This is a genomic window from Leifsonia sp. T36S-04 (assembly GCF_042465655.1).
Classification (GTDB): domain Bacteria; phylum Actinomycetota; class Actinomycetes; order Actinomycetales; family Microbacteriaceae; genus Leifsonia.
Genome location: NZ_CP146286.1, coordinates 3,541,928 through 3,561,586 on the forward strand (window position 1 = coordinate 3,541,928; position 19,659 = coordinate 3,561,586).

Annotated in this window: 16 protein-coding genes and 1 tRNA gene; 11 read left to right on the top strand and 6 right to left on the bottom strand. The window is 69.1% G+C overall.

What is annotated here, in order from left to right:
* Window position 1 precedes the first annotated feature (1 nt).
* Window positions 2-430 (bottom strand): hypothetical protein, encoded by a 429-nt coding sequence (locus P3F85_RS17350; RefSeq protein ID WP_374009090.1) that lies wholly within the window; start codon window positions 428-430, stop codon window positions 2-4.
* 220 nt (window positions 431-650) lie between these two features.
* Here P3F85_RS17350 and P3F85_RS17355 point away from each other — a divergent pair, with 220 nt between their 5' ends.
* The 3 genes from P3F85_RS17355 to glsA all read left to right on the top strand — a co-directional run bounded on the left by P3F85_RS17355 (window position 651) and on the right by glsA (window position 3,014).
* Window positions 651-1,760: a DUF1611 domain-containing protein gene (locus P3F85_RS17355; RefSeq protein WP_374009091.1), complete on the top strand. Its 1,110-nt coding sequence runs from the start codon at window positions 651-653 to the stop codon at window positions 1,758-1,760.
* Window positions 1,761-1,802: 42 nt separating this feature from the next.
* A tRNA-Ser gene (locus tag P3F85_RS17360) sits at window positions 1,803-1,887 on the top strand.
* 77 nt (window positions 1,888-1,964) lie between these two features.
* Window positions 1,965-3,014, top strand: coding sequence for a glutaminase A (glsA, locus tag P3F85_RS17365; protein WP_374009092.1), 1,050 nt, complete (start codon window positions 1,965-1,967; stop codon window positions 3,012-3,014).
* Window positions 3,015-3,030: 16 nt separating this feature from the next.
* Here glsA and P3F85_RS17370 read toward each other — a convergent pair whose 3' ends face one another.
* Window positions 3,031-4,098: an NAD(P)/FAD-dependent oxidoreductase gene (locus P3F85_RS17370; RefSeq protein ID WP_374009093.1), complete on the bottom strand. Its 1,068-nt coding sequence runs from the start codon at window positions 4,096-4,098 to the stop codon at window positions 3,031-3,033.
* A gap of 24 nt (window positions 4,099-4,122) precedes the next feature.
* Window positions 4,123-4,998 carry a LysR family transcriptional regulator gene (locus P3F85_RS17375; protein WP_374009094.1) on the bottom strand — a complete coding sequence of 292 codons (876 nt, stop codon included), beginning with the start codon at window positions 4,996-4,998 and terminating at the stop codon, window positions 4,123-4,125.
* Window positions 4,999-5,114: 116 nt separating this feature from the next.
* Here P3F85_RS17375 and P3F85_RS17380 point away from each other — a divergent pair, with 116 nt between their 5' ends.
* A complete protein-coding gene (locus P3F85_RS17380) occupies window positions 5,115-5,834 on the top strand; it encodes an SDR family oxidoreductase (RefSeq protein WP_374009095.1) in 720 nt (239 codons plus the stop codon).
* A 12-nt stretch (window positions 5,835-5,846) separates the two neighbouring features.
* On the opposite strand, the gene P3F85_RS17385 is transcribed toward P3F85_RS17380, so the two are convergent.
* Window positions 5,847-6,761, bottom strand: a complete 915-nt coding sequence (locus tag P3F85_RS17385) for an AraC family transcriptional regulator N-terminal domain-containing protein (RefSeq protein WP_374009096.1) — start codon at window positions 6,759-6,761, stop codon at window positions 5,847-5,849.
* A 158-nt stretch (window positions 6,762-6,919) separates the two neighbouring features.
* Here P3F85_RS17385 and P3F85_RS17390 point away from each other — a divergent pair, with 158 nt between their 5' ends.
* Window positions 6,920-7,930: an aldo/keto reductase gene (locus P3F85_RS17390; protein WP_374009097.1), complete on the top strand. Its 1,011-nt coding sequence runs from the start codon at window positions 6,920-6,922 to the stop codon at window positions 7,928-7,930.
* Window positions 7,931-7,961: 31 nt separating this feature from the next.
* Here P3F85_RS17390 and P3F85_RS17395 read toward each other — a convergent pair whose 3' ends face one another.
* Together P3F85_RS17395 and P3F85_RS17400 are read right to left on the bottom strand one after the other, a co-directional pair.
* A complete protein-coding gene (locus P3F85_RS17395; protein ID WP_374009098.1) occupies window positions 7,962-8,600 on the bottom strand; it encodes a hypothetical protein in 639 nt (212 codons plus the stop codon).
* Between the two features lie 66 nt (window positions 8,601-8,666).
* Window positions 8,667-9,155, bottom strand: coding sequence for an N-acetyltransferase family protein (locus tag P3F85_RS17400; RefSeq protein ID WP_374009099.1), 489 nt, complete (start codon window positions 9,153-9,155; stop codon window positions 8,667-8,669).
* 285 nt (window positions 9,156-9,440) lie between these two features.
* Between P3F85_RS17400 and P3F85_RS17405 the strand changes: the two genes are divergently transcribed.
* The 6 genes from P3F85_RS17405 to P3F85_RS17430 all read left to right on the top strand — a co-directional run bounded on the left by P3F85_RS17405 (window position 9,441) and on the right by P3F85_RS17430 (window position 19,587).
* The gene (locus P3F85_RS17405) at window positions 9,441-10,466 is read left to right on the top strand and encodes a LacI family DNA-binding transcriptional regulator (protein ID WP_374009100.1); all 1,026 of its coding nucleotides are present in this window, start codon (window positions 9,441-9,443) and stop codon (window positions 10,464-10,466) included.
* A gap of 177 nt (window positions 10,467-10,643) precedes the next feature.
* Window positions 10,644-11,975 (top strand): ABC transporter substrate-binding protein, encoded by a 1,332-nt coding sequence (locus P3F85_RS17410; RefSeq protein WP_374009101.1) that lies wholly within the window; start codon window positions 10,644-10,646, stop codon window positions 11,973-11,975.
* Window positions 11,976-12,037: 62 nt separating this feature from the next.
* Entirely contained in the window at window positions 12,038-12,949 is a 912-nt protein-coding gene (locus P3F85_RS17415) for a carbohydrate ABC transporter permease (protein WP_374009102.1), read from the top strand.
* On the top strand, window positions 12,946-13,833 hold the full coding sequence (locus P3F85_RS17420; protein ID WP_374009103.1) for a carbohydrate ABC transporter permease: 888 nt from the start codon (window positions 12,946-12,948) through the stop codon (window positions 13,831-13,833). Before P3F85_RS17415 ends, P3F85_RS17420 begins: the two co-directional genes overlap by 4 nt.
* Window positions 13,834-13,875: 42 nt before the next feature.
* The gene (locus P3F85_RS17425; protein ID WP_374009104.1) at window positions 13,876-14,967 is read left to right on the top strand and encodes a glycosidase; all 1,092 of its coding nucleotides are present in this window, start codon (window positions 13,876-13,878) and stop codon (window positions 14,965-14,967) included.
* Window positions 14,968-15,000: 33 nt separating this feature from the next.
* The gene (locus P3F85_RS17430) at window positions 15,001-19,587 is read left to right on the top strand and encodes a polysaccharide lyase family 8 super-sandwich domain-containing protein (protein WP_374009105.1); all 4,587 of its coding nucleotides are present in this window, start codon (window positions 15,001-15,003) and stop codon (window positions 19,585-19,587) included.
* Window positions 19,588-19,659 lie beyond the last annotated feature (72 nt).

Consider the following 19,659-nt stretch of genomic DNA (forward strand, 5'->3'; position numbering starts at 1 on the left):
GCTAGCCGTTCCTGGCGATCGTGTATTTGACCTGACCGCCAGTGCCTTCGAGGGTGACCTTCCACGTCGAACTCGAGTAGACGCTCTTGCCCAGGGAGGTGAAGCCCGCCTGGGTGAGCTTGTTGGCGGCATCCTGAACCGCGTCCGTGCTCCTCGTCTTGAGCGCGAGCTGGAAGTGGCCGGTCGCCTGGTCGCCGGTCGCCTTGGACTCGCTGTACGACGTCAGGTACGGGATGTCCTGCGGCAGCGAGTCGAAGACGGAGGCCTCCCCGCCGACGCTGAAGCTCCACCCCATCTTCGGCCCCGCGGTGGTTGTGACCTGAGAGGTCGAGGTGGAGGTGGAGCATCCCGTGAGGACACCGACCGCGAGGGCGCAGACGGTAAGCGCGGGGACGGCAAGGGCAGGGAGGAGGGATTTCGCCAAAGACATGGACTTCCTTCGTTCGTAGAGTGTCTTACCTCTACAGACGACGCCGCCACGCGAACGTGACGTCGCGACGTCCAGGTCCGGGCGCGCCGTTCAGGTAGCGCTGCTAGGGTTCACCAGCCGGCAGTGCGCCGGCTTCAGGGAAGATGCCTCATTGACCGAATGGGTCCTCCGGACCCGGCCACGAACCCGTCGCCTCCTCTGTGTCTATCAGAGGAGCGCCATGTCCGCGTCCGTGAATGCCGTCGTCTATTGCGAGGGGCTGTTCGGGAAGCTCGATGGGAAGACCGCCAACGGCCTGGTGCGTCATTCCGAGAAGTACGAGATCCTGAGCGTGGTCGACAGCACGTGCGCCGGCGGAGACGCTGGAGCGATCCTGGACGGGGTCCCGAACGGAATCCCCGTTCTGGCCAGCGTCGATGAGGCGATCAGGGACGCCGGATTCCTGCCGGACACGCTCATCTTCGGGATGGCGCCAACGGACGGGCTGCTCACGGGCGCTCAGCGGGAGGTCCTGCTCGACGGGATCGCCCGCGGGATGAATCTGGTCAACGGCCTGCACGAGTACCTCAACGATGACGCCGAGTTCGTCGCAGCCGCTCTGGTGGCCGGTGTGACCATCGTGGACGTGCGCCGCCCGAAGGACATCAAGGAGCTGCGGATGTTCAGCGGCCGCATCTTCGATGTCACGTGCCCGCGCATCGCCGTCCTGGGCACGGACGGATCGGTGGGCAAGCGCACGACGGCGACGCTGCTCACGCAAGCGCTGAACGACCAGGGAATCCGCGCCGTGATGGTCGGCACCGGGCAGACCTCGCTGATCCAGGGTGCCCGGTACGCGGTCGCGCTGGATGCGACCATTCCGCAGTTCTGCTCTGGTGAAGTGGAAGCACAGGTCGTGGCCGCGTTCGAGGAGGAAGACCCCGACGTGATCATCGTCGAGGGCCAGGGTGCGCTCAGCCATCCGGCGTACCTCAGCTCCGGCGCCATCCTCCGCGGGAGCCGGCCCGAGGGCGTCGTTCTGCAGCATGCGCCGGGGCGAGTGATGCTGGGCGACTTCCCGATGATGCCGATGCCTGCCGCGGCCAGCGAGATCGCGTTGATCGAGGCGTTCAGCGACACCACGGTGATCGGCATCACGATCAACCACGAGGGCCTGACGAGCGCAGAGCTCGACGACACTATCCGCGAGCACCAGGCCGAGCTGGGACTCCCCGTGACCGATCCGCTCACCCGTCCCGCGGAGGACCTGGTCGACATGGTTCTGCTCGCCTTCCCTGAACTCGCCCTCGGCAGGTTGGCTGCGCTCGCGGGATCGGCCCTCGCCGGCTGAGTCTTCGTTAGACTCAGGCGACGCCGGGTTGCGCCGGCGCCGGGAGGGCTGTCCGAGCGGCCGATGGAGCCAGTCTTGAAAACTGGTGGGCAGAAATGTCTCGTGGGTTCGAATCCCACGCCCTCCGCACTGCGAATCGCGCGAGCTATCATGAGCCTGCCAGGCGCCCCCGGGTGCCGTGAGGCGATCATGACGGAGGACTAGATGGCCTACCTCGAGCGACAGACTCCGCTGCCCGATTTCTCGACCGACGCCGTCCACGCCGACGAAGTGGTCGCGCCGGAAGACGCGGTCTCCACCGGCACCCTCCCTGCTGTCGAGCGAGTCCACGAGCTCATCGAGACGGCCCACGAGCGCTACCGCGGCCTGGATGACGGGAAGGTCGCCGACTACATCCCGTCGCTCGGCGAAGCAGACCCGGGCCTCTTCGGCATCAGCGTCTGCAGTGTGAACGGGCTCGCGACAAGCGTCGGTGACTCGGCCCACGCCTTCTCGATCCAATCCATCTCGAAGGTGTTCGTGTTCGCGCTGGTCTGCCACGAACTGGGCCACTCGGAGGTGTCGCGCCGGGTCGGCGTCAACAACACGGGTCTCCCGTTCAACTCGGTCATGGCCCTCGAACTGAGTGACGGCGACCCGAGGAATCCGCTCGTCAATGCCGGCGCGATCACGACGACGAGCCTCACGCCCGGGGAGACGGCGGCGGAGAAGTGGGACTTCGTACGTCGCGGGCTCTCCCGCTTCGCCGGGCGGCCGCTCGAGATCGACGAGGAGGTCTACGCCTCCGAATCGGCCACCAACCAGCGCAACAGGGCGATCGCCCGGCTCCTCCAGAGTTACGGACGGATGGAGTTCGACCCGGCGCAGGCGACCGACGTCTACACGAGACAGTGCTCCCTTCTGGTGACGGCAGAGGATCTTGCCGTCATGGCCGCGACTCTGGCTGACGGAGGCGTCAACCCGATCACCCGCGAGAAGGTGATCGATGCCTCCGTCTGCCGTGACACGCTCGCCGTGATGGCGACGAGCGGACTGTACGAGTTCTCAGGTGACTGGCTGTTCGAGGTGGGCATTCCCGCCAAGAGCGGCGTCTCCGGCGGAATCGTCACGGTCGCGCCGGGCAAGGGCGGCTTGGGAACGTTCTCCCCGCGCCTCGACCCCGCGGGCAACAGTGTGCGGGGGCAGCGCGCAGCGCGATTCCTCTCCCATTCGCTCGGGCTCGACATCTTCGCGTCGACCCCGGGAGTGTTTTGAAGGCTCTACAGCGGTCTCACCCGACGACGAGCCGGGCGAGCCGGTCACCGACGACCGGACCCATAGTGAGACCGGCCGCGCCGAAGCCGGCATTGACGTAGAGTCCGTCGACGCCGTCGAAGGCGCCGACGATCGGCAGCTCGCCGTCGGGGAGGGGCCGCAGGCCCACCCTGGTCTCGATCAGGGTGGCATCGGCCAGTCCCGGCGCGACCGAGAGGGCGTCGTCGAGCACCTGGCGCTGGCCCTCCGCGGTCACGCGCGGGTCGAATCCACTGCCGGTCTCCCGGGTGGCCCCGACGGCCACGCGCGAGTCGTCGAACGCTACCAGGTAATGGCTGGAGACGGGATGGACGGACGGCCAGAACCGCGTGTCCGCGGTGCCGACCCGGAGGTGGCTGATCTGGCCGCGCTGCGGCTCCACCGCGATGCGGCGGCCGAAGGGCTCGAGCACGAGGCTCGTCCAAGCGCCGGCGGCCACGACGAGCGAGTCCCCCTCGAGCCTCCGCCCGTCGACCTGCACCGCCCAGCCGCGACCATCGGTGGCGGAGAGGGTCGCCGTGCCCCGCACCGCGGTCGCGCCCAGCGCCTGCGCGCCCGCCAGGAGCCCGGCCCGCAGCACCCGCCCATCCACCCGGGCGCCGCCGGCGATGTGGATGCCCGCGAACCCGTCTCCGAGCGGTGGGAACAGCTCGCGGGCGCGGGCGGCGGTGACGCGCGCGACCTCGCCCATCGCGGCGGCCGATGCGCGGCGCGCGACCAGGCGCTCCTCCACGCCGTCGAGCACGGCGGAGTCGCGGTTGACCACAAGCGCACCGGCTCGGCGGTACCCGATGTCGTGCACATCCACGGCGGCGAGCTGCGCGATGAGCTCCGGGTAGAAGTCCGCGCCCGCGGCGTAGAGGTCGTAGAACTCGCCCTCCACCGCGGAGCTCCAGGGCTGGATGATCCCTGCGCCCGCGGCGGTGGCCTGTCCGGTGAGCTCCGCGTCCACGAGGGTGACGGCGACGCCCCGCCGGCCCAGCGCGAACGCGGTCGACGCTCCGGCCACTCCGGTTCCGATCACGATGGCGCTGCTGGTGGGCATGTGCTCCCTCTCCGAGTGGATGGATTACATATTCTGCGGCAGAGCGGAGGCGGTGGCGACGAAGGCCTCTATCAGGCGGGATCGCCGGCCGGCGTCCCAGCCGACGAGCACGTCGGTCGGGGCGAGGTCCGACACCGGGACGACCGCGACATCGTCGCGCCGGTAGAAACGCGCGGTCGACAGGGGGAGGATGGCGATCCCGCTGCCCACCGCGACCAGTTCGAGCTTCTCCTCGACCGTCCGGCTCGGCGGCCGGGCATCGCCGCTCCGTCGCTGCAGCCGCGCCGCGACGGCTGCCCATTCCGGCACGGCAGCCGGATCCTGGAGCAGCTGCTCACCGGAGAGGTCGGCCATGACGACGCTCGGTCGTTCCGACAGTTCGTGACCTGCGGGTAGCACCACGACCCGCGGCTCGGAGAAAAGCGGCTCTGTGGCCAGCCCTATCGCGTCGAACGGCCGCCGCAGATAGCTGACGTCCGCACGCCCGTCGTGGAGGACGCGCACCTGGTCGTCCCAGCTGGTACGCATGACGTGCACGGTCACGTCGGGGTGCGTGTTCTGGAACGCCCGCACTGCGGAAGTGACCATCAGGCCGGGCATGAAGCCCACGGTCAACTCGGACTCGCCGCGCGCCGCGATCGCAACCCGGCGCCGGACCGCCGAGGCCGAGGCGAGCAGGGCCTGCGCCTCCTCATAGAGGAGCCGGCCGGGCTCGGTGAGCTCCGTCCCCCGCCGGTCGCGGACGAACAGCTGAACGCCGAGCTCCGCCTCGAAGGCCCTGATCTGCCGGGACAGGACCGGCTGCGCGATCATCAGTCTCTCGGCGGCGCGCCCGAAGTTGAGCGCGTCGGCCACGGCCACGAAGTAGCGCAGCTTCCGGAGGTCGAGATCCGCGTTCACGGCTCTAGCCTCGCACACGCGCTGATACCCGTCGGGTGTCACTTCGGGCTGAAGAGGTCTTGGACGGCGGGACCGCGCAGGAGGGATGCTCGATCCGGCTCAACGAAAGGAACCCCATGTCTCTCAACGGCACACGCGTCGTCATCGTCGGCGGCACCTCGGGAATCGGCTTGGCGACCGCTCACGCGGCGGTCGACGCCGGCGCGGAGGTGGTCATCGCCTCCAGCCGGCAGGCGAGCGTCGACGCGGCGCTCGGAGAGCTGTCCGCGACCACCACCGGCCGGGCGCTCGATGTCCTCGACTCCGCTGCGGTGCAGCGTTTCTTCGCCGAGGTCGGCGCGTTCGACCACCTCGTGTACACGGCGGGGGAGTCGCTCCGTCTCCTCCCGATCGACGGCCTCTACATCGACGAGGCACGCTCCTTCTTCCAGGTGCGCTACTTCGGAGCGTTGAACGCCGTGAGCGCGGCGGCCCCGCACATCCATCCCGGCGGCTCCGTCACCCTCACTTCGGGCTCGGCGCGCACCCGGCCAGGCGCCGGCTGGGCGGTCGCCTCCAGCCTGTGCGGCGCGATCACCAGCCTGGCCGGGGCGCTCGCCCTGGAGCTGGCGCCGATCCGTGTGAACGTGGTGGAGCCGGGAATCGTGCGCAGCCCGCTCTGGAGCGGGATGAGCGCCCAGGACCAGGAGGCGATGTACCGCCAGCAGGCGGAGCTCCTGCCAGCGGGCCGCGTCGGGGAGGTCGACGACGTCGCGCAGGCGTTCCTCTACTCGATGACCCAGTCGTTCACGACCGGAACATCGATCCCTGTGGACGGCGGCGCGCTGCTGGTGTGACGCGTTCCGACGTCACGGGATCCACGCGGTCTCGTCCGGGGGCGCCGCAGTGCCGCCCGTGTTCCGCAGCGACCGGGCGTCCACCCCCGGAGGCCGCCCGAACGCGCGGCGGTACTCGCGGCTGAACTGCGACGGGCTCCCGTAGCCGACCGCGTATCCCGCCTCGGCGACGCCCGCCGCTCCCGTGAGCAGCCGGCTGCGTGCCTCGCGCAGCCGCAGTGCCTTCTGCCACTGGATGGGCGTCAGCGAGGTCGCTGCCCGGAAGTGACGGTGGAAGGTGGACGCGCTCATCCCGCTGATCCGGGCGAGCTCGGCGATGGCGACAGGCTCGGCGACGTGCTCCCGCATCCACCCGATCGCCCGGGAGATGTGCGCGATGCTGCCGTCGGCGAGGCCGATCTGGCGGACGATTCCGCCCTGTGGCCCGGTGAGGAGTCGCCACACGATCTCGCGCTCGGTCGCCGGGCCCAGAGCGGCCAGGTCGGCCGGGTCGTCGAGGAGGCGCAGCATCCGGCAGGCCGCATCCAGCAGGGCCGCTGACGCCGTTCCGACGGCGAGGCCGGTGAACGCCGGCGGCCGGGCGACATCCACAGTGTCCAACAGCAGCGCAGCGATCACCGCCGGTTTCAGCGTCAGGCTGAGCACGACGAACGGTTCGTCCCGGGTCGCGCGTTCGACCCGGCCGGTGACCGGCAGGTCGATGGAGACGACCAGGAACTCCCCGGCTCCGTAGACGAACTCGCGGGCGCCCACCGAGGTGCGCTTGCGGCCGCCGGCGACAAGGGTCACCGACGGCTCCGACATGGCGGCCGCGGGCGGCGTCCCCTCGGTGACGACGCCCAGGCTGAGGCCGTCGACGATGTTCCGGCGGATCCCGCCGCGGGCGTGCCGGATGATCGCATCACGCAGGTCGCCCGGTTGTGCCATGTGCCGAGACAAGCACCATTCGGGGCGTCGTCGCAATCGGCGGACGCCCCGTGCGTGCGACATCGACAGGATCGTGCACGACCTCCGCAGGATCGGCGTAGGGCCTGCGCCCGTCCGGTGATGCGATGGAAGCATCCGCTGGAAGGGATGGAGACACGATGAGACGCAGGACATTCGGGGCGACGGGCTGGTCGGTGAGCGAGCTGGCGCTCGGCACCATGATGTTCGGGGCGATGGGCAACACGGACCATGACGACGCGGCTCGCATCATCAACCGTGCGCTGGACGCGGGGATCAACTTCGTCGACACCGCCGACGTGTACTCCCAGGGCGAGTCGGAGGTCATCGTCGGGCAGGCGATCGCGTCCCGGCGCGACGACGTGGTGCTGGCCACCAAGTTCGGCCTGCCGATGGGTGCCGATCCGAACAACGCCGGAGGCTCGCGGCGCTGGATCGTGCGCGCGGTCGAGGACAGCCTCCGGAGGCTGGGCACCGATCGCATCGACCTCTATCAGCTGCACCGCTACGACGCGAGCACCGACCTCAGCGAGACACTGACCGCGCTCGACGACCTCATCCGCGCCGGCAAGGTCGTGGCCGTCGGCACGTCCACGTTCGCCGCCGAGAAGATCGTCGAGGCGCAGTGGGTCGCGCGGGAAGTGGAAACGCACCGGTTCCTCAGCGAGCAGCCGATGTACTCCGTGTTCGGGCGCGTGCCGGAGCGCGCCGTCTTCCCGGTCGCGCAGCAGTACGGGATGGGCGTGCTCACCTACAGCCCGCTGCACGGGGGCTGGCTGTCCGGGCGGCCCCGGCCGGAGACCAGCCACCGTGCGCAGTCGCGGGGAGCGCTGTACGACCCGGAGACGGAGGCCGGGCGGCGGCGCACGCGCGCGCTCGACGGGCTCCGGCTGGTCGCGGCGGACGCCGGCCTCACGATGCCGCAGCTGGCGATCGCGTTCGTGACCTCGCATCCTGCGGTAGCCTCCGCGATCATCGGACCGCGTACCGAGGAGCAGCTCGACGGACTGCTCACGGCGGCCGACATCTCCCTGTCGGACGAGGTGCTCGACCGGATCGATGCGATCGTCCCGCCGGGGACGGAACTCAACGACGACAGCTACGCCGCGACGCCGCCCGCGCTCGCCGAGACGAGCCTGCGGCGCCGGTAGGCGTATCTCTTCAGCCCAAGAGATCATCCACCTAACGCGGCGCCGGCAGGTCGAGGTTCCAGTGGCGTGAGACGAGCATGATCCATTCATGGTCGTGGTCTCCGGGGCCGGGCGGTCCGTGGGAGATGAAGAAGCGGGACACCACGCGTTGCGAGCCCTCGGCGTCCCCGTAGAGCACGTCGACGGCGAATCCCTCGCCGGCCGCCCCGGCGCGTGCGACCTGGGAATCGGTCGACTCCGGTTCGCGGATGGCCACTTGGCAGAAGCCGGGATCGTTCGTCGGCACGTAGATGTCGCGGGTGAGCCGATGGAACTCCTCGAGCGGGGGAAGGTCCGACCGTGCGTCCGACGAAACGTGCCAGCCGTGCAGGATGGCGACACCGGCTCCGGCGTTTCGCACCGACATCACGAGGTAGACGACCTCATCGGTGATTTCGAGGGCCGCCCGGCCGCCCTGCACCGTCAGCCACCTGCCATCCGCGAAACGCACCTTCTGGGGCGGGTCGGACCAGTTGGAGGGGAGCAGGATGGGGCGGATTCCTTCGAGGAGGGCGCGCTCGGCGACCCGCGCGGACCGGTTGGCGGAGCGCGTCGAGGCGAAGGTCGCGGCCGCCAGCGCAGTCGTTCCCACGGCAGTGCCGAGGTCGGCGATGAGGATCCAATCCACCACAGGCGACATTCAACGCCAGCGGAACTCGCCTCCGGAAGAGGGAGTTCGGAGACGACCGCCACACTGTTACCGTCGTCGCTCGACGAGGATCGTGTCACGCCATTGCCCGGCCCAGGGACCGTACGTCATCAGCGCGATTCGTTCGCGATGACCGACCACCCGGAAGCCGACCTGCTCGTGCAGTCGGAGGCTGGTGACGTTCTCGCGGAAGATGCTCGACTGGATGGTCCAGACGCCCGCGATGTCGCACGCGCTGATGAGTTCCTCCAGGAGCAGCCGTCCCAGTCCGTGGCCGCGGGCGCGTTCGGCCACATAGACGGAGTGTTCGACGACGCCTCTGTAGACCTCCCGAGAGGAGACCAGAGACACGGCTGCCCAGCCCGCGACGCCGTCGTCATCGACCGCGACCAGTCGCCCGACCTGCAGCTTGCGCGCGTCGAAATGCTCCCACGGGGGAGGCTCTGACTCGAAGGTGGCGTTCCCGGTCGCGATCCCCTCGGCGTAGATCCGCTCGACTTCGGGCCAGTCCACGAGCGTGAGCGCTCGGACGATCATGTGGCGGCCGGGCTTCTCAGTGTGGTCACTGGATCATTCTTCTGCGGGTGCCACCCACTCCACCAGTTCCGCGACCTGCGCCAGGATCGGTTCCGTAGTTCGCGCACCCCGTCGAAATCCTACGTCGCCCGGCTCCTGGCGGCGGTGCCCCGGGACCACGCCGTCGTGCGGAAAGCCGCGCCGATCGGGGCGGACCGAAGCGAGTAGGGTCACAACCGTCGGGCTGACCCAGACGCGTCGGGCATACTGGTGTCCGTCCGTTGACGGGTTGCAGAAGGTGGGCCGATGGCTGGTGAGCGGGTCACCATCGTTGACGTGGCCAGCAAGGCGGGCGTGGCGATCAGCTCGGTTTCGAGCGCGCTGAACGGCCGGCCCGGCGTTTCCGATGTCACGCGCGAGCGGATCATCCGGGTGGCGGCGGAACTGGGTTTCGTACCCTCCCTGCGAGGCAAGAGCCTGTCCGGGCGGCGTGCGTTCACGGTCGGGCTGGTGATGCACCGCGACCCGGACGTTCTCGAGCTCGACCCGTTCTTCGGCGGTTTCATCGGCGGTATCGAGGATGCGATCGACCCGCGCGGGTATGCGCTGGTGCTGCAGATCAGCTCGAAGTCCGATCAGACGCTCCAGCGCTACGAGAAGCTGGCGGCGGACCGCCGGGTGGACGGCGTCTTCGTCAATGACCTCGAGGTCGACGACCCGCGCGTCCCGCTCCTTCAGCGGCTCGGGATTCCGGCGGTCGCGATCAACCCCGGGCCCGGCTTCCCGCTTCCTGCTGTTCGGCAGGATCCGGATGCGGGGATCCGCGCGACGTTGAAGCACCTGGTCGAGCACGGCCACCGCCGGGTGGCGTACGTCAGCGGCCAGGCGAACATGACGCACTCGGTGCAGCGCGAGGCCGCGTGGAAGGCCGCCATGCGGGAGTTCGGGCTGCCGCCCGGGCCGGTGGTCCCCGGGGACTTCACGTACCTCGCCGGCGCGTCCGCCGCCTCCACTCTGCTCGCCCTGGGCGAACCGCCCACGGCGGTGATCTGCGCGAACGACCTCTCGGCGATCGGTCTGATCGCGCAAGCGCAGCATCTCGGTGTGGATGTGCCCGGTCAGCTCTCCGTCGCCGGGTTCGACGACATCCGGCTCGGCACCTACGTGCGGCCGTCCCTGACGACGGTCCACACCAGCCCGCGGGAGCTGGGGCGCGAGTCGGGGCGGATGCTGATGGACCTGATCGACGAGGGGGCCGTCGACGATGTGCGCATCCCCGACGCCGAGCTGATCGTCCGGGACTCGACCGGCGCGGCGCCCGCCGGCCGCTGACGACCGCTCACCCTCAGGGACAGTGACCCCCGAATGGGGGTTGCGGACGCTCGCACGCACGTGGCACCATGACGAAACCGAAACGTTTCGGTAAACGCGCGACATCGCTTCCGAAACGTTTCTGTGACCCGAACACCAGCTCGTTCTCACATCCCGAACTCAACGAGGAGACATCACATGGCAACGAAGAGGTTGCGCGGCACGACCCTAAACCGGCGACTCCTCGCCGGTGCGGTCGCCGTGGCCACGATCGGCGCACTCGCCGCCTGCTCCGGTGGCGGCGGCGCATCGAGCGACGGCGAACCGAGCGGCAAGCTGCAGTTCCTCGTGTCCAGCAGCGACGCCACCGACGCGGGCTTCCGCGCGGTCAACGACGCGTTCGAGAAGAAGTACCCGAAGGTGGATGTCGTCTTCTCGACGGTGTCGAACGACAACTACCCGGCGACCAAGTCGTCGCGCCTCACCGCGGGCAACCTCGATCTCTTCGTGGTGAAGGGCCTCACGGAGACCCCGTCGTACGCGAAGGACGCCGCCACCGACGACGCGAGGCTGGCCAAGGCCGGCGCCCTGGTCGACCTCACCGAGCAGCCGTTCCTCAAGCAGTACACGCCGAGCCTGCTCGATGCGCAGGCCATCGGCGGCAAGCAGTACGCGGTGCCGACCGGAGTCAGCTACTACACGGGCGTCTTCTACAACAAGAAGATCTTCGCCGACAACGGGCTGACGGTGCCGACCACGTGGAGCGAGTTCACCGCCGTCGTGGACGCGCTCAAGGCCAAGGGCATCACCCCGTTCGGCTTGGGCGGCAAGGACAGCTGGCCCGCCGGTCTCCCCATGCTCGCCTCGACGGCGTCGCTCTACCCGACGGCCGAGGACAAGCAGCAGCTGGCCAAGGACCTGTGGACGAACAAGGCCAAGCTCACCGACCCGACCGAGGTCAAGGTTCTGCAGCAGACCGAGTACGTGCTGAAGAACGCGCAGGACGGCGCAGCCGGCGCCGACTACGCATCCATCCCCGCCGGGTTCGCCGCGGGTGACTTCGCCATGACCGTCGACGGTACGTGGGATCAGCCGACCATCGATGCGGCGGTCGCGAAGTCGTTCGACTACGGCTACTTCCCGTTCCCCGGTTCGGACACGGCGGCCGACAACGCCCTGCTGAACGGCAAGACCGAGCTGCAACTCTCCGTCCCCACTTCGGCGAAGAACAAGAACGCCGCGCTCGCCTGGCTCAGGTTCTTCTCGGACAAGAAGAACTACGAGTTGTTCCTGCAGAAGTCCGGCTTCTCGTCGGCGCAGCCCGGCATCTCCACCAGCGCGTTCCTCCAGTCGATCGGCGAGTACACGAAGTCGTACCAGCCGGCGTGGGACCAGATCTGGTTCGCCAACAACAAGGCCGGCCAGGATGCCGTCTTCCCGTTCAACTACCCCGCGCTGGCCCCGCTCGGGTCCGCCACCCCCGAGCAGGCGGCGCAGGCCGCCCAGAAGGCCTGGTCGGCGGCAGGCTGACGCTTTCGAGACGGGCGGTTCGCGGAGCACCGCGAGCCGCCCCCTCGGGAGTCGAGAGACACATGACTGAATCATTCCCCTTCCCGCGCCGCACGCCGGTCCGGATCACCTTCGGCCTCGGGATGCTGCTCCTCGGCATCTTCGGCTTCGTCCCCGCGATCGGTGTGCTGGTCGCCTCCTTCACCGATCTGCGCGGCCTCCCCGGCCTCCCGATCAACTTCGTCGGCGCGCGGAACTACATCGACTTCTTCTCGCCCGCGAAGTGGGCGGACAGCGCCAACGCCCTCCGCAATACGGTGATCTTCGCCGTCGTGAGCACCGCCGTCCAGATCGTGGTCGCGCTGGCGGTCGCAGTGCTGTTGAACCGGCGTCTCGCGGGCCGCAATTTCTACCGGGCCGTGGTGTTCATGCCCACGATCCTGGGGGTGACGGTCACCGGCCTGGTCTGGTCGCTGATCTTCAACGTCAGCGGGGGACCGGCCGCCTCGGTGCTCGATCTCTTCGGCGGCCACTCCGCCTTCTTCGGCGACCCGCGGCTGGCGCTGTCCCTGGTGATCCTGGTGCAGGTCTGGATGGTCCTGGGCATCTCGGTGATCATCTTCCTGTCCGGTCTGCAGGCGATTCCCGAAGACCTGTACGAGGCCGCGGAGATCGACGGAGCGAGTGGATGGCAGCGCTTCCGCAGCGTCACCATCCCGTTGCTCGCACCGTCGATCACCGCGAACGTGCTGCTGGGCATCGTCAACGCCCTGCAGAGCTACCAGCTCATCTACGTGCTCAGCGGCCCCAACAACCGGTCCACCCAGGTGCTGTCGCTGCTCGTCTACGTGCAGGGCTTCGGCGGCGCCTCCGGCACGACGCTCTCGCAGTCGCAGGGTTACGCCGCCGCCGTCTCAATGGTCCAGTTCGTCCTGGTCGCGATCGTCTCGGTCGCCGCCCTCGCAATCCTGCGCCGACGGGAGGCGAAACTGTGACGACCACGGAAGAACGGACGGTCAGCTCCATCCGTCCCGAGAACATCGCCCAGCGCGAGACCGCTCCCGGTCGTCGCCGCCGGCGCATCCCGTTCGGCGCGTACGTGTGCGCGCTCATCCTGATGGTGCTGTTCCTGTTCCCGCTGCTCTACCTCCTCAACACGGCGCTCAAGTCGCAGGCGGAGTTCGTGGCGAACCCGGTCGGCATCGTGTCGGATCCCCAGTGGGGCAACTTCGCCGCCGCGTGGGAGAAGGGCAACTTCGGCGCGTACATCCTGAACAGCGTGCTCTACACCGCAGCTGGATCGGCGATCGGTACCCTGCTCACGCTGGTGCTGGCCTTCCCGGTCGCCCGCGGCTATGTGCGCGGCGCCCGGTACTGGTCGGTCGTCTTCGTGCTGGTGCTGTTCCTCCCGAACGCCCTGATCACCCAGTTCCAGCTCCTGCTGCGTCTGGGGCTGTACGACACCCAGCTCGGCTACATCCTGCTGGTGGGCGTCGGTGTCGGTGTCGGCCCGCTGCTGCTCAGCGGCTTCGTGAAGTCCATCCCGCGCGAGCTGGACGAGGCCGCCGCCATGGACGGCGTGAGCTACTGGCGGTACCTCTTCACCTTCGTCCTGCCGCTCGCGCGTCCCGCACTCGTGACCGTGTTCATCCTGCAAGCCGTGTGGATCTGGAACGAGATCATTCTGGCGACCGTCCTGCTGGCCGATCCCACCAAGTTCCCCGTCACCGTCGGGCTGTACGCGTTCAAGGGGACCTACGGCAACCAGTGGCCGCTGCTCGCAGCAGCCACGTTCATCGTCGCCGCGCCGCTCATCGTCGGCTACATCTTCATCCAGCGCTACCTGGTCAACGGCGTCGTCGGGGCCGTCAAGGGCTGAGCTCACCCGTCTTCCGCACCACCCATCCGCAAGAGAGGTCCTGTGTCCACCACCATCGCCGAAACCGCCACCGTCACCATCCCGTATGCCCTCGAACGCGTGGGCATCGTGATGGAGCCGGACCTCACCGACCCGCGACAGGTCGACGGGGTCCTGAACCCGGCGACCGTGCAGGACCCGGACGGCACCGTGCACCTGTTCCCCCGGATGGTCGCGGCCGAGAACGTCTCGCGGATCGGACGGGCCCGCGTGGTGGTGACCGACGGTGTCCCGACCGCGGTGGACGACCTCGAGCTCGCGCTCGAGGCGGACCGCGGCTGGGAGCACGGCACCGGTCACGGCGGGGTCGAGGATCCGCGGATCACGCCGCTCCGCGACCTCGGCATCCACGTGATGACCTACGTCGCATTCGGCCCGCTCGGCCCGAAGCCGGCGCTCGCCGTCTCGACCGACGGCCGCGAGTGGCGACGGCTGGGCCCGCTGCAGTTCCAGTACGACGACGCGCTCGACACCGACCTGAACCTCTTCCCGAACAAGGATGTGGTCTTCTTTCCGGAGATCGTCCCTGACCCCGCAGGACGGCCGAGCTTCGCACTGCTGCACCGGCCGATGTGGGACTTCGGCTTCGTGCGCCCGGGGGAGCAGCCGCCCCTGCCCGCGGGAATCACCGATGACCGCGCCAGCATCTGGATCTCGTATGTGCCCGCCGAGGACGCCATGCGAGATGTCACCGCGCTCACGCGTCCGGGCGGACACCGCTTCGTCGCCGGCCCGGAGTTCGGCTGGGAGGCCCTGAAGATCGGCGCGGGACCTGCTCCGCTGCGCGTGCCGGAGGGCTGGTTGCTGCTGCACCACGGCGTCACGGGTTCCCTGCCCGGTGGCTCATTCGTACCGCAGGCTTTCACGGTGAAGTACGTCGTCGGCGCCATGCTGCTCGACGCCGACGACCCCTCGCGCGTGCTCGCCCGCACGAGCGAACCGCTGATGACTCCCGAGACCGCAGACGAGACCTCGGGAACCGTTGCGAACGTGCTCTTCCCCACGGCGATCGAGAAGATCGGCGGAGAGCACTTCGTTTTCTACGGCGCCGCCGACACCCGGATCTCCGTCGCCCGCCTGATCCGCACCCCCTGATAACCCGCTCCAGCGAACAAGGAGTCAAGCGCAATGATGCGTCATCCCGAAGAACCGAACGCTCCACGTCCCGCACTCGTCCGACGCGCGCGCCTATCCGCTGCCGTCGCCTTCCTGGTCGCTGCGCTGCTGGCAGCAGTCGGCCTGTCCGCACCCGCTCAGGCAGCGGACCTCGACACGGACGTCTCCACGATCGTCCCCCGGCTGCAGGACTACTACCTGAGCCAGGGTGACGAGGTGCAGATCGCCAACGGCATCTATCTGGCGCAAACCTCCGACGCGCTCGACTACGTCGCATCCCAGAACGCCGACGGCTCCTGGTCGGACGTCAACTACCAGGACACGACGAGTTCGGCGAACGGGAAGACCTGGGATGCGTACAAGGCGCTCTACCGGATGGTCGCGATCGCCCAGGCCTACCGCGACAAGACGGCCAAGGGGTTCCAGGATGCGCGCCTGATCGACTCGGAGCAGCGCGCGCTCGCCTACTGGGATCAGGTCAACCCGGGCAACACCAACTGGTGGGAGACCGAGATCGGGGAGTCGATCGCCATGGGGCGCATCTCGATCTTCCTCGGCGACGCGCTGAGCCCTGATGCGGCCGCGCTGGCCATCAAGCACAACCAGGGCAAGCTCGACCCGGCCGGTGCGAACGGCGCCTGGCGCACCTCCGACTACCTCTACAAGGCGATCGCCACGCGTAACGCGGACCAGATCAAAGCCGGCTTCGCCACCATGGTGCAGACGGTCGCCGTGGACGACTCGGGAACGGTGCAGGAGGCGGTTCAGCCGGATGCGACGTTCTGGGCGCACGGCGCGCAGCTCTACAGCGAGGGCTACGGGATGGCGCTGTTCACCATGGTCGCCATGTGGGCTGACGCCGCGCGCGGCACCAGCCTCGCTTTCACCCGGCCCCAGCTCGACACGATCGCCTTCTACATCGCCGACGGCACCCGGTGGCTGATCCGCGGCGAGATCGAGATGCTCTACCTCCTCTACCGCCCGGCGACGACGGTCGACGGCGTCACCAGTTACGCCGCCGTGTTCCTGGATCCGCTGGACCGGATGGCGCGCACGGACCCCCTGTATGCGACCACCTATCGGCAGATGGCGGACAACATCCGCGGCAAGACCGCCGGCAACGGGGCCATCGGCGACAACTACTTCTGGCGCTCGGAGTTCTCCTCGCACCAGCGGGCGGACTACGGGATCGTGACCGGCCTCAACTCGAACCGCACGGTCGGCAGCGAGTACCGCTCCACCATCCGCAAGGACGTGGGCAACGAGATCGTCTGGAACCGCACCGGCACGACGGCCATCCAGGTGACCAATAAGGAGTACACGGACCTCGGCCCGGCGTTCGACTGGTACCGCTACCCGGGAACCACGGTTCCCTACGTCAAGGAGACCACCCTCGGGAAGGACGGCCGGTCCGCCAACGGCGGCGCCTTCACCGGCGGCGTATCGGACGGCACCTACGGCGCGAGCGTGGAAAGCCTGGACCGGGCCGGCACGCAGGCGCAGAAGAGCTACTACTACTTCGACGACGAGATGGTTGCGCTCGGCGCCGGCATCCAGTCGACCTCGACCGCGCCCATCCAGACCACGGTCAACCAGGTCTCCGCGAAGGACAACGCGTCGGTCGACGGTCAGAAGGTCGCTGCGGGAACCGACGGCAAGGTCATCGCTGACCCGTCGTGGGCGTACAACGACAAGGTCGGGTACGTCTTCCCGTCGAATCAGGCCGTCACGGTCTCGGATAAGACGCAGACCGGCAGCTACTACGGCGACCAGCCGCAGAGCCACGACGCGTTCACCCTGTACTTCGACCACGGGGTCACGCCGAAGAGCGCCGGCTACCAGTACATCGTGCTCCCGGCGAAGTCGGCAGCGCAGACGCAGGCGTACGCGGCGAACCCGGCGGTGAAGATCCTCCGCAACGACACCTCGGTGCAGGCGGTGCAGCATCCAGGACTCAAGCGGACCATGGCCACCTTCTACCAGGCCGGATCCCTCGACCTCGGCGACGGCCGCACGCTGTCGGTGAGTCAGCCTTCCCTCGTGATGCTCGACGAGTCCGCAGGGACCCCGGTGGTGAGCGTGTCGAACCCGAGCCAGCCGGGCATCCTCGTGGATGTGACGCTGACCGGGGGAGCCGCCGCGTCGCGCGGAACGTTCGTGCTCGGGACCGGCGCGAACCTCGGCAAGACCGTCACCGAGCCCCTGGCCGCGGATGACTCGGACGGCTCGCCGTACACCGCGAGCGGCTCTGCTGCCGGTCACGGGCCCGCCCGGGCGGGCGACAAGGACCAGACCACGACGTGGCAGTCCACCGGCAGCGCGCCCTGGCTGAGTCAGCGACTCGGGTCGGGTTCGTACGCCCTGGGGGCAGACATCGACTGGGGCACCGACTACGCCGGCCGCTTCCTGATCCAGACCTCCACCGACGGCTCCACCTGGACCGACCAGAAGCTTGTCCAGAACGGCACGGGCGGCCACCAGCACGTCGACTTCCCGGCGACGACGGCCACCTTCGTCCGCATCCTGCCGCTGGACGGTCCCGGCAGCGGGTCGTACTCGATCGCCGAGTTCGCAGCCGTGTCGACCACGAACCTCGCCCTCGGAGCGCCGACCACCGCCTCCGACGGCACGAGCCCGGCAAGCGCGACAGACGGCAACGGCACCACGCGGTGGATCGCCGACCGGACCGGCTCTCCGGACACATCGTGGCTGCAGGTCGACCTCGGCCGCGTGCAGAAGATCGGAGCCGCCCGGCTCACCTGGGAGGCGTCGTACGCCAGCCAGTACAAGATCCAGGTCTCGGACGACGGCACAACCTGGCGCGACGCCTACGTGACCCCGACGGCAGGCAGCGACGGCGGGACAGACCTCGTGGCGCTGAACGCCTCCGGCCGCTATGTCCGAATGCAGACCGTGAAGCGCGCGAACACCTCGTACGGCGTCTCGGTGTGGGAGTTCGAGGTGTTCGGTGACAGCGCCATCGCCACCGCGCCGACCACTTCGGGCAGGGTGAACCTGGCGCAGGGCAAGCCGACCACCGCCGACAGCGTGTATAACAACCTGGCCAACGTGCAGGCTCCGGCAGCCACAGACGGCTCGAAGACCACCAAGTGGTCGTCGGCTCGCCCCTCCGGAACCGCGCCGTACACGAACCGCAACTGGCTCCGAGTCGACCTAGGAGCTGTGCTCCCGGTGTCGCAGGCAGTCGTCGAATGGGAGAGCGGCAACTCCACCGACTACCAGGTCGAGGGTTCGGTGAACGGCACCGACTGGACGCCGCTCGCCCATGTCCAGAACTCCGGCACGGCCGACCACCGCCGTGACACGGCCGACTTCCCGACCGCGGAGGTGCGCTACGTCCGCGTGATCGGCTCGCCGGCGACCAAGTACGGGCTCAACATCTGGGAGCTCGAGGTCTACGGCGGCTACAGTCTCGCGTGCACCGCTCCGGTGAACGCGGATCGCGACAGCTCCGCCACCCTGGTGGCGACCGTCACTCCCCTCCTAGACGGGGACTCCTTCACGGCGTACTCGCTCGACCCGAGCATCGCGGCGGTGGGGGCTCCACCCGAGGTCTCTGCAGACGGGACGGTCCAGGTCGGTCTGAAGACCGGCGCACCCGGCGCCACATCCGTCGTGCTCGTCCACGGCGGCGGGACCGAGTTCGCTCGGTGCCCCGTCACCGTGGCGGTGGACAAGGGCGCGCTGCAGGCTCTGGTGGACCGGGCGAACGGCCTCGACAGCACCCAGTACACGCCCGCGAGCTGGGCGGCAGTGCTGCCCGCGCTGGAGTCGGCGAAGGCGACGCTGAGTGCGGCGGACGCGGCCCAGGCCGGGATCGACGCACGAGCAGCGGCCCTGAAGGCGGCGCTCGACGGTCTGCGCGCAACGGCCGTGGTCAACGCGCCCGCTGTCACCGCGAACTGGGGGAGCGCAGCCACCGTCACCGTCACTGTCACGTCGCCCCTCCCGGTGAGCGGCCGGGTCACGCTCACCGAGGGGACGAAGGACCGCGGCTCGGCAGCCCTGAGCGGCGGCATCGCATCCATCGCCCTCCCGGTCGGCCTCGCCGCGGGCGACCACCTGCTGACGGCGACCTACTCGGGCAGCGACACGGTGGCGGGCGCAAGCACCACGGTCACGGTGACCGTCGTTCTCCCCGCGGCCTGGAGCAAGACGCCGACGTACAAGACCGGCGATGTCGTCAGCTACCGCGGCGCCGTGTACAAAGCGGGATGGTCGACGAAGGGCGAGCAGCCCGGTCTCAGTAACACCGGGGCCTGGCAGGAGCTGGCGATGACGGAGGACGGCACCGCCGTGTGGACGCCGTCGCGTGTCTTCGCCGCCGGCGACACCGTCGTCTACCAGGGCCGGACCTTCGTGGCCGGCTGGTACGCCCGAGGAGACGTGCCCGGATCCGTGACCGGACCGTGGCAGGAGCTGGCTACCGCGCCGGACGGCACCGCCCTGTGGACACCGTCGCGTGTCTTCAACGCGGGTGACCGGGCGAGCTATAAGGGCGTCGTGTACGTCGCGAAGTGGTACACCCGCAACCAGGCTCCGGGCGACGCCAACGGGCCATGGGCGGTGGCCCGGTAGCCGGCGGCACCCCGGCGGGACCCGGTTCGGGTCCGGGTCCTGCCGTGGATGCCGCACCCCCGCCGGGGGATC

Bases quoted from the DNA above. Each gene is read 5' to 3' on its own strand.
- P3F85_RS17410 (WP_374009101.1), top strand. From the start codon at position 10,644: ATGGCAACGAAGAGGTTGCGCGGCACGACCCTAAACCGGCGACTCCTC.
- P3F85_RS17390 (WP_374009097.1), top strand. From the start codon at position 6,920: ATGAGACGCAGGACATTCGGGGCGACGGGCTGGTCGGTGAGCGAGCTG.
- P3F85_RS17400 (WP_374009099.1), bottom strand. From the start codon at position 9,155: ATGATCGTCCGAGCGCTCACGCTCGTGGACTGGCCCGAAGTCGAGCGG.
- P3F85_RS17405 (WP_374009100.1), top strand. From the start codon at position 9,441: ATGGCTGGTGAGCGGGTCACCATCGTTGACGTGGCCAGCAAGGCGGGC.
- P3F85_RS17370 (WP_374009093.1), bottom strand. From the start codon at position 4,098: ATGCCCACCAGCAGCGCCATCGTGATCGGAACCGGAGTGGCCGGAGCG.
- P3F85_RS17355 (WP_374009091.1), top strand. From the start codon at position 651: ATGTCCGCGTCCGTGAATGCCGTCGTCTATTGCGAGGGGCTGTTCGGG.
- P3F85_RS17380 (WP_374009095.1), top strand. From the start codon at position 5,115: ATGTCTCTCAACGGCACACGCGTCGTCATCGTCGGCGGCACCTCGGGA.
- P3F85_RS17350 (WP_374009090.1), bottom strand. From the start codon at position 430: ATGTCTTTGGCGAAATCCCTCCTCCCTGCCCTTGCCGTCCCCGCGCTT.
- P3F85_RS17385 (WP_374009096.1), bottom strand. From the start codon at position 6,761: ATGGCACAACCGGGCGACCTGCGTGATGCGATCATCCGGCACGCCCGC.
- P3F85_RS17415 (WP_374009102.1), top strand. From the start codon at position 12,038: ATGACTGAATCATTCCCCTTCCCGCGCCGCACGCCGGTCCGGATCACC.
- glsA (WP_374009092.1), top strand. From the start codon at position 1,965: ATGGCCTACCTCGAGCGACAGACTCCGCTGCCCGATTTCTCGACCGAC.
- P3F85_RS17430 (WP_374009105.1), top strand. From the start codon at position 15,001: ATGATGCGTCATCCCGAAGAACCGAACGCTCCACGTCCCGCACTCGTC.